This window comes from Dyella sp. EPa41, assembly GCF_016586165.1.
Classification (GTDB): Bacteria; Pseudomonadota; Gammaproteobacteria; order Xanthomonadales; family Rhodanobacteraceae; genus Dyella.
Map to the genome: position 1 here is coordinate 20,028 of NZ_BCPR01000058.1, position 9,012 is coordinate 29,039.

General features: G+C 68.0%; 4 protein-coding genes. 2 read left to right on the forward strand and 2 right to left on the reverse strand.

All coding sequences use genetic code 11. The features are described 5' to 3' along the window. Positions 1-78: 78 nt before the first annotated feature. Positions 79-4,179: a hypothetical protein gene (locus tag JMF82_RS16500; RefSeq protein ID WP_201315645.1), complete on the reverse strand. Its 4,101-nt coding sequence runs from the start codon at positions 4,177-4,179 to the stop codon at positions 79-81. 205 nt (positions 4,180-4,384) lie between these two features. Beyond that, the gene (locus JMF82_RS16505) at positions 4,385-7,069 is read right to left on the reverse strand and encodes a M1 family metallopeptidase (RefSeq protein ID WP_201315646.1); all 2,685 of its coding nucleotides are present in this window, start codon (positions 7,067-7,069) and stop codon (positions 4,385-4,387) included. Positions 7,070-7,298: 229 nt separating this feature from the next. Between JMF82_RS16505 and oxyR the strand changes: the two genes are divergently transcribed. Together oxyR and JMF82_RS16515 are read left to right on the forward strand one after the other, a co-directional pair. Further along, a complete protein-coding gene (gene oxyR / locus JMF82_RS16510) occupies positions 7,299-8,243 on the forward strand; it encodes a DNA-binding transcriptional regulator OxyR (protein ID WP_201315647.1) in 945 nt (314 codons plus the stop codon). A 6-nt stretch (positions 8,244-8,249) separates the two neighbouring features. After that, positions 8,250-8,849: a hypothetical protein gene (locus JMF82_RS16515; RefSeq protein WP_201315648.1), complete on the forward strand. Its 600-nt coding sequence runs from the start codon at positions 8,250-8,252 to the stop codon at positions 8,847-8,849. The last annotated feature ends 163 nt before the right edge of the window (positions 8,850-9,012 follow it).

Consider the following 9,012-nt stretch of genomic DNA (forward strand, 5'->3'; position numbering starts at 1 on the left):
GCGCTCCTACAAAGCTGCGCGACGTTGTAGGAGCGCACCCATCGCGCGACCGCAGACTCCACTGAAACGCCGCTCCCTTTATTCCGCCTGTGGCACCGGCGGAGGTTCGACCACCTTGGGCTTCCGCGGCCGCCAGTAACCGCCGCGGCCCCACGCCTCGAAGCCCCAGCGCAGCCATCCGATCAGCGCATTCGCCAGCCAGAGCGCCCACAGCAGCATGGCGATCTTGTAGACCCAGATCGACACGCTGAACACGCCGGCGTCCGGCAGGGCATCGTCCGTATGATCGGCGAACCAGTTGAGCTGCCACGCCGTGGAACCGTTGCCGGCGACATGCATGTCCGGCAGGCCGAGCAGTCCCTTGGGCACGGCCGACACGAGCACGGCAAGCGCCGCAAGCGTCACCACCGCCAGCGCGCCCTGGCACAGGTTGAAGCGGAGGCGGAAATGGTCCGGCGCCACGTAGCGTGCGCGCAGGCCCAGCAGGACCAGCCACGCCACGACGAACGCATACGCACCCCAGGCGAAGGCGGAGAACCCGAGCCCAAGCAAAAGCCACTGATGGAAACGCAGCGGCGTGGGCGCGTGACGCGCGAGCAGCCAGGCGGCGACCAGCAGCACGATCAGCTGGGACCAGTACAGCACCGCCGGACCCGAAGTGGGCCCCCAGGTCCACAGCACCCACCGGTCTTCCGGCAGCGCCTGCTGCTGCGTGATGTTGGCGGATGGCGCACCGAGCGACAGCGTTGGCGTGCGCGTGCTGAAACCCACGCCTTGCGGCTCGCGCAGGCGCAGCGAGTAGTGATGCGTCCCCGGCAGCAGCGGCAGGCTGAGCTTGCCGTCGCGAATGGCGAGGTTGAGTGGCGCATCATCGCGGCGGGCGTCCAGCAGCTCCGCTCCCGCGGGGAGGCCGATGGCATGCTCACCGCCACGCGTGCTGCGCGCCACGAGGGTCAACTCCGATTCCGTCACGCGATCGCCCGCCTGGCTCGCGACGCTCACCACGTCGAAGGCGAGGCTGTCGCCGGGTACGGCCTTGGGCTGGCTGATCGCAACCTGCAGGCTCTCGCCTGGCAAGGGCTGGAAGCTCCATCCATTGTCGCTGACAGAACCGGGCACGCCTTTCGCGTCCACATGCCACATCGGCGCCGACTGCAGCACCCATTGTTCCGCGCGTTCGCCCAACGCCGGTGCGCTCAATGCCAGCTTGTCCGCGCGGTCCAGCCGGCTCGTCCAGCTCACTACCCGCTGGCCGACCGTGAAGGTGACGCCGATGTGGCCGTCATGCACGCGGGCATCGGCGTCGAGCGGATGCTCGCCGGGCAGCAAGGGAAGATCGAGGCTGAAACCGCCCTCTTCCGGCGCCATGCGCTCCACGGTGTTGCGCACGGTCCACTGCGTGCCCAGTTCCAGCGTGCGGGTCAGCTTGACGTACGGCGGGAAGGTCTGGGCCACCACGTCGACGCCCTTGCCATCGCTGCTGGCGCGCACGCGGTTCAGCGCCAGGCTGTCGCCGAGCAGGCGATCGTCGTCCACGCCATCGGCTTTCCAGCCGTCGCCGTTGAAGAGGACACGTTGCGGACGCAGCGGAAAGCGCAACGTCGCGGTATCCGCCGGGGTGACGGCGTAGCGCAAGGCGACGCGGTGCACGCCGCGATCGAGCCTGACCAGCAGGCTGTCGTCCACGCGCAGCAGTTCGGCATCGCGGTTGTCCACCATCACCGACTGCAGCGACAACGCGTCGCCGCCCTGCGGCATCGGCACGGCGATCGCGGCCCCCGCATGCACGTCGAGATCCAGCGCCAGGCGGTCACCATTCGCCTGCAACGAAGCCTGCGCGACCGACGCACAGTCGGGCGCACAGGGCGGCGCCTCGATCAGGCGATCGTGGTACTGCCTGAGCAGTTCGCTGCCAGGCGTCGACTGGGCGTGGGCGGCATGTGGCAACAGCATCAGCGCCAGCAGGACCGACGCCGCGCTCGTCCGCAAGCCATGCCATGGCGCCTGCCCTGCCCTGATCACGCCCAGCACCAATTTGCCGAGCAAGGTCGCCAGCATGGCGAGCATGACGACGCGAAGCATGCGCACCAGCCACGCCGGCGCGATCACCAGGCGCGTGGCCTGGCCGCTGGTGATGGGACCGGACCAGCCCAACGTGTAGTCGTTGCCATTGTCCCACTGCGGGATGCCGCGCCCTGCCTGGACGATGCTGTGCGCATCCATCTCCTGGCCAATGGTGTTGGCGGCCGTGATCCGCGAGCCGGTGACCGTGACGGCGCTCAGCGGTGCGGCGCGCGGGGCTGCGGGCGCCTTGGCCTTCTGCATGATGGACGGCTGCGCCGCGACAATGTCCTGCGGCGGCGCGGGAGGCGCGGGAGGTGGCGGCACCGCGTTGGTCGAAGCCTCTTCCACCGCAGCCAGCTGCGAAGGCACGACGCGTGCTTCTTCCATGCTTGCGGCCGGCGTGAACTCCACCATGCGGCGCTGCTCCAGCTGCGGATGGAGCGCGTAGCTCATCTGCGTGCTGGCAAAAGGCAGCGCCCACAGCACCGCCAGCACAAGCAAGGCACCGGCCCCCATGCGCGCAAACACCCGCAGGCGCCCCTCGGGCAAGGCGCGCATCAGCAAGGCCAGCGCCAATGCCGCGGCAAGCGTCCACCGCGGCGCATCACCCTCGTGCTGCGACAAGGCAAGGAAACCCAGCGCGACCAGCGCCCAGGGCCAGCCCACCAGGCGACCCGCGAGCAAGGCGATCAGCGCCACCACGAACAGGTCGAGCAGGCTCCATTGCGCGATCCACGAATCCGGCGAACGATCCACGCCCGATGCACCGATGAGTCGATAGCCATGCGGCAGGTGCAGCGTCGCATGGATGGCTTCCAGCGGCGCCTGCCAACCGCCGCTTGGCATGACGCCACGTTGCGGAAAGCGCAGGCCGGCCGACAGGTCCACGGCGGTCTCGCGCAACTCCACGCCAGAGGGAGACGTGTCCCGCGACGTTACCAGCAGGGGCATGCCGCCCTGCGATGCATTGAGCAGTTGCCACGGCGCGGCAACGTCGAGCCGCAGGCTGCGGCGCAGCGTGCCGGCGAGATGATCCGCCGCGGTGAAACCGCCACCATCCATATCCAGCCAGAGCTGGCGGGTCAAGGTGAGCTGGTCGCCCTGGCCACCTTCGCCGCCGCGCGTCCCCTGCTCGATGGTCAGGCCGTCACCATCGTCGAGCACATACGCGGGCAATGCGCTCCAGCCTCCCGGCACATCGGCCTGCGCGGCGTCGGTGGCCTGGCCTTGTACGCGCGTGCTGCGCAGATCCGGATCATCGGCATAGCTCCAGATCTCCTGTCGTGGCCACGGCTCGGCCGGGAGGTGCAGCGCGATGCGCGAGAGCACGTCGGTGCCGCGCGCGCCCACGCTCAGTTCCCACTGCCCAGGCCGGAGCTGGATGCGCAGGCGCCCGTCGGCCTCCAGGCGTGCCGGCAAATTGCCATCCACCGAGGTCGCAACGAAGCCGGCGGGCAACGCCGGTCCCAGCAGCAGTTCGCGCGCGCTGCCGGTGACGTTGAGCTGCAACTGCGTTTCCAGCCGCGGCGGCATGCCGTCGGCAAGGCGGCGGAACACACGCACCGACAATGCATCGGCTGCACGCTGGGCCGCAGCCGCTTCACCCAGGGTGAGCTGGTCGCCGTTGCGTTCGATGCGACTCACCGCGTTGCCATCCAGGGTCAATGCGACGAGGCCGATCGACTCGGGTACGCGCACGCGTGCGGGACGGCTGCCCCAGGGCAAGCTGCCGCGCAGCGCATAATCGCCGGGCTCCAGCTGCACGGCCGGTGCGTTGTCGTGCTCCAGCACGGCGACCGGCTTGTTGTCGGCGCTTACCTGTTGCGGCCAGTGCTTCGCATCGCCCGGCAAGGAAACCCAGCTGCGCGCATCCACGTGCACCTGGAAGCTGAAGCGCGCGCCGTCCTTGTTCGCATCCAGCGCAAGGCGTCCGGGCCATGCACAGGGCCGCTCGTCGATGTCGCCCGCACCGCTGGCCAGGATCGGACACGCATGCGCCGGCACGTCGTGCAGGACCCATTCCTTCCAGTCGCGCAGTGCCGCAGGAGCCTCCTGAGCCAGCACCGGCGCCGCCAACAACACGAGCGCACCTAACCATTCCCACGGACGACGCATGTCTTTCTCCCTGACTACCCGGGTGGGTCGGCCCCAATGTAGGGGGCGAACGAACGGCGCGACAAGCGCCTTCGAAGGTCTAACGGAAGGAACGCCTCGTGGGGGTTAAAGCGGCATCGGGCGAGCTGCGCGGCGAACAGGCAGGCCGCGCGCAAAAAAAAGGCCGGGCGGCTCGCACCGCCCGGCGTTTCCGTTCAACAGGGCCTCAGCGAAGAATCGCAGCGGCGTCCTGCTTCTGCACCAGCGAATGACACAGCACGGTGGATTCGGTGGCCTGCGCGAGACCACGCTCGGCACCGCTCACCTGCTTGGCGCGATCCTTGAAGAAGGCCTGCAGGCGGTCCGCTTCATCCTGCGAGCAACCGCCGCCGCCGACGAGTTCCGGCAGGCGGCCGCCGGAGAAGCTGCCGGTGCGGTCCACGATCCTGTCGTAGTGGGTGGTGGCCCACTGCCACGATTCGTCGCGCGCCTTGCGGGTGTCGCGGCTGCCACGCAGCAACATGCTCATCTCGCCCACCTTCACCTTCTTGTCGAGGGCGAAGTCGCGCACCTGGTTGGCCAATGCCGGATCCTTCACCTGGCTCAAACCATCGAGCATGGCGTTGCGCAACGCCGGGTCGCTGGTCTGCGGCACTTCGGCGACCAGCGCTTCCACCGCGGGCTTGCCGCGTTCCTGCACGGCCACGCCGAGCGCGGCGCCGAGCAGGTCCGAATCCGCCGCGGCGAGGTCGAGGCGACCATCCGCCTTGCGCTTCAGCGCGGCATCGCCCTGCTTGAGCAGTTCGGCGCGCACTTCCGGCAGCGTCACCGTCAGCGCGAGTTCGTCGGCCAGCGTGCTGCGCAGCAGCGAGTCGCTGTCGGCCTCGTTCGCCTTGCGGTGGTAACCCAACTGCTGCATGCGCGGCAGGTAGGCCGCCTTGGCCCACGCGGCGAGCTTGGCGCGCTCCGCATCGGTCTGCGCCAGGTTGCGGTAGATCCAGTTGAAGCTGGTCAGCGGCGCGGTCGCCACTTCGCGCGTCTTGGACGAGGTCAGCGGCTTGAGCGCGGCCAGCACGTCGCCGGCATCGAGGTCGCCGTGCTTGAAGCTGGCGTACACCGCGTCGGCGTAGGCGAGCTGCTCGGCGTCGTCGAGCTTGTCGATCTGCTTGCCGAGGCTGGCCAGGTCGTTCTTCGCCATCGCGAAGCGGTAGTAGCCGCTGCCGTTGGCGTTCGGCAACACCCAGGTGCCCTTGCTGGCGTCGTCGAGCACCATGCTGCCCTCGGCCTTGTCGAACAGCTCGCAGCTCACCTTGGTGCCGCTGGCGGTGGCGAAGCGCACGCACATCGGCACGCCCCAGACCTGGCCTGCGTCGCCCTTGCTGCCCACCGGCAGATAACGGCTCTGCGTCAGGTGCAGCACGGTCTTGCCGTTCTCTTCGGACAGCCTGGTCTGCACGTACGGCACGCCCGGCTGGTTGAGGAAACTCTTGAACGCCTGCTTGAAGTCGTTGCCCTTGTCGGCCGCCTTGGCGATCGCATCGATCAGGTCGTCGGCGGTGGCGTTGCCGAACTTGTGGTCCTGGATGTACGCGCGCATGCCCTTCTGGAAGGTCGGCTCGCCCACGTAGCCTTCGAACATGCCGAGCACCGCGGCACCCTTCTGGTAGGTGATGCCGTCGAACGCGGTCTCGATGTCGCCGTTGCCGGTGATCGGCTGGCGGATCTTGCGCGTGGTGACCAGGCTGTCGCCGTTCATCGCGCCCTGCGCGCCACGCACGCGGTCGAGATCGGCGCGGTACTCCGGATGCACCTTCTGCGTCACCTTCTGCTGCATCCAGGTGGCGAAGGCTTCGTTGAGCCAGAGGTCGTCCCACCAGGCCAGCGTCACGGTGTCGCCGGTCCACTGGTGCGCGAGTTCATGCGCGGTGACGTTGAACGAACCGCGCACGTAGTTGGCCGGGGAATCCGGATCGAGCAGCAGCAGCCAGTCGCGGAAGGTCACCAGGCCGGGGTTCTCCATGGCGCCGGCGGAGAAGTCCGGTGCGGCCAGCAGGTCGAGCTTGTCCCACGGATAGCCGAAGCCGTAGTAGTCCTCCAGCGTGTGGATGATGCTCGGCGTTTCGCCCAGCACATGCTGCATGCGATGGCCTTCGCCCTGTGCGGCGATGCCGCGCAGTTCCAGGTTGCCCTCGCGCTGGGCGGTGGCCGAGATGTCCGGGCCCTTCACCACATCCCACGGGCCCACGCCGAACGCGACGAGGTAGGTCGGCAGCGGCTTGGTGGTGGAGAAGGTCAGCGTCTTCCAGCCGTCGCCGGCCTTCTCTTCCTTCACCTGCCTGGTGTTGGCCACGCCCACTTCGTCGTTGGGAATGGTCAGGCGGATATCGAACGGCGTCTTGAAGCCGGGCTCGTCGAAGCCGGGGAACGCGAAGCGCGCGCTGATGGGCTCCATCTGCGTCATCGCATACGGCTGGCCCTTGTGGCTCACCTTGTACAGGCCCTGCAGCTGCTGGTTGAGCGGCGCGGTGTATTCGAACGCCACGGTCAGTTCCTGCGGCTTCAGCGTCGTGCCGAAGTCGATGCGCACCACGCCTTCCTGCGGCGCCACTTCCACGTACTTGCCCGCGTGCTTCTTGCCGGCGGCATCGGTGATCGTCACCTTGCCCACCTTCAGCTCGCGGCCATGCAGCCACAGGTGATCGGACGCCTGGTCCAGCTTCACCTTGATGCGGGTGGTGCCGGAGAAATCCTGCTGGCGCGGGTCGACCTTGAAGTCGAGCTGGTACGACTCCGGCACGGCCCAGCGCGGCAGCTTGCCATGCGGCTGGTCATCGGCGGCCGGTGCGGCCAGGGCGGCGGCGCAACAGGTCGCGAGCGCGGTGAGAACAAAAGGACGAACAAGACGATGCATGGTTGGGGGCTCCCCTGGAGCGGACACAAATGCTGACGCTAGGCTGACCCGTGACGAACGACACAGTGCCAGAAGACATGGTGAGCCCGGGGCACCGTCCGGGACGGGACGCGAGTCACCGGTGGCGAGGCGCTCTCGCGTGTGCCTTCCACCAGGGACCCGGCTATTGTTATGGCCGATGGAAGGCACCACAATCATAGACATAGCCTATGAAATGAGTGGATGCCCGATGAACCTGCGCGACCTGCACTATCTCGTGGCCCTTGCCGAACATCGCCATTTCGGGCGCGCGGCCGAAGCGAGCTTCGTCAGCCAGCCCACGCTGTCCACGCAGATCAAGAAGCTCGAGGACGAGCTGGGCGTCGCGCTGGTGGAACGCACGCCGCGCAAGGTGCTGCTCACCGAAACCGGGCGCGAAATTGCGCGCCGCGCGCGTGGCGTGCTGTCGGAGATCGACGAGATCAAGGCCATCGCGCAGCGCACGCGCGACCCGGAATCGGGCACGCTGCGCCTGGGCATCTTCCCCACGCTGGGGCCGTATCTGCTGCCGCACCTGGTGCCGCTGGTGCGCAAGCATTTCCCGCGGCTCGAGCTGTTGCTGGTGGAAGAGAAAACCGAGCAGGTGATACGCATGCTGCGCGAGGGTTCGCTGGACGTGGGCATCCTCGCCCTGCCCCTGCACGAGGACAGCCTGCACACGGAGTTCCTGTTCGAGGAACCGTTCGTGCTCGCCGTGCCCGAGGATCATCCGCTGGCGCACAGGCAGAAGCGGTTGAAACTCGATGACCTCGAAGACGAAAGCCTGCTGCTGCTGGAAGACGGCCATTGCATGCGCGACCAGGCACTGGAGGTGTGCCAGCTCGCCGGTGCCGGCGAGCGGTCCGGCTTTCGCGCCACCAGCCTGGAAACGCTGCGCCAGATGGTGGCGGCGAACGTGGGCATCACGCTGTTGCCCACGCTGGCGATCAAGCCGCCGGTGGCGCGTACCGACAACGTGCATCTGCTGGAATTCGCCGGTCATCCGCCGAGCCGGCGCATTGCGCTGGTGTGGCGCAAGAGTTCGTCGATGGCCCCGTTCCTCAAGCGCTTCTCCGAAGTAATCCGCAGCCTGCCGGCCGACCTGCTGCAGCCGGACGTGGCGCAGGCCAAGCCCGCCAGGCGCGGCGGACGCTGACACCGGATGCAGCGCTTTCTACTGATCGCCGTGGCGCTGATCGTCGCGCTGGGCGGCGCGCACTGGTGGCGCCATCGCCCGCTGGCGCCCTCACCGGGCGTGCTGGCAGCCGACGCGCCCGAGCAGATCGACCTCGACGATGGCGCCTCCCTGCAGCGCGGCGACGTCATGCTGCGCACGCGCGCGCATTTCGCGCTGACGGCGCGCGTGCTGTCGCGCGAGGACTATCACATGGACGCCGGCGCCAGGCTCGCGCCGGTCGATCTTGCGCTGGGCTGGGGCCGCATGTCCGACAGCGAGGTGCTGAAGGACATCACCGTCAGCCAGGAAAACCGCTTTTATCACTGGCATGTCGACCATTTTCCGATCCCGCGCCGCGAGATCGAAACCTCCAGCGCCAACATGCACATGATTCCCGCCGACGACGGGGTACGCCACGAACTCGAGCGCGTGCGTACCGGCGAGATCATCCACCTGGAAGGTTTCCTGGTCGATGCGAGCCGTCCCGACGGCTGGCATTGGCGCACCTCGATGACGCGCGAAGACACCGGCAACGGTGCCTGCGAGCTGGTGTACGTGGAGAGCGTGGCGCCCGCGACGCCGTAGCCATCCTCCCTTACAACAGAGCCCCGGCGGCCGTCATGACGCGGAAAACCGCTCTTCCTGTAGGAGCGCACCCAGTGCGCGACAAGCCGACGGAGCGGTGAAACCATGACTGCGGTCGCGCACAAGGTGCGCTCCCACAACAGAGGCTCCGGCAGCCGTCATG

What these genes read in the sequence shown, in the direction of transcription:
- JMF82_RS16500 (WP_201315645.1), bottom strand. Translation starts at nt 4,179, where the DNA reads ATGCGTCGTCCGTGGGAATGGTTAGGTGCGCTCGTGTTGTTGGCGGCG.
- oxyR (WP_201315647.1), top strand. Translation starts at nt 7,299, where the DNA reads ATGAACCTGCGCGACCTGCACTATCTCGTGGCCCTTGCCGAACATCGC.
- JMF82_RS16505 (WP_201315646.1), bottom strand. Translation starts at nt 7,069, where the DNA reads ATGCATCGTCTTGTTCGTCCTTTTGTTCTCACCGCGCTCGCGACCTGT.
- JMF82_RS16515 (WP_201315648.1), top strand. Translation starts at nt 8,250, where the DNA reads ATGCAGCGCTTTCTACTGATCGCCGTGGCGCTGATCGTCGCGCTGGGC.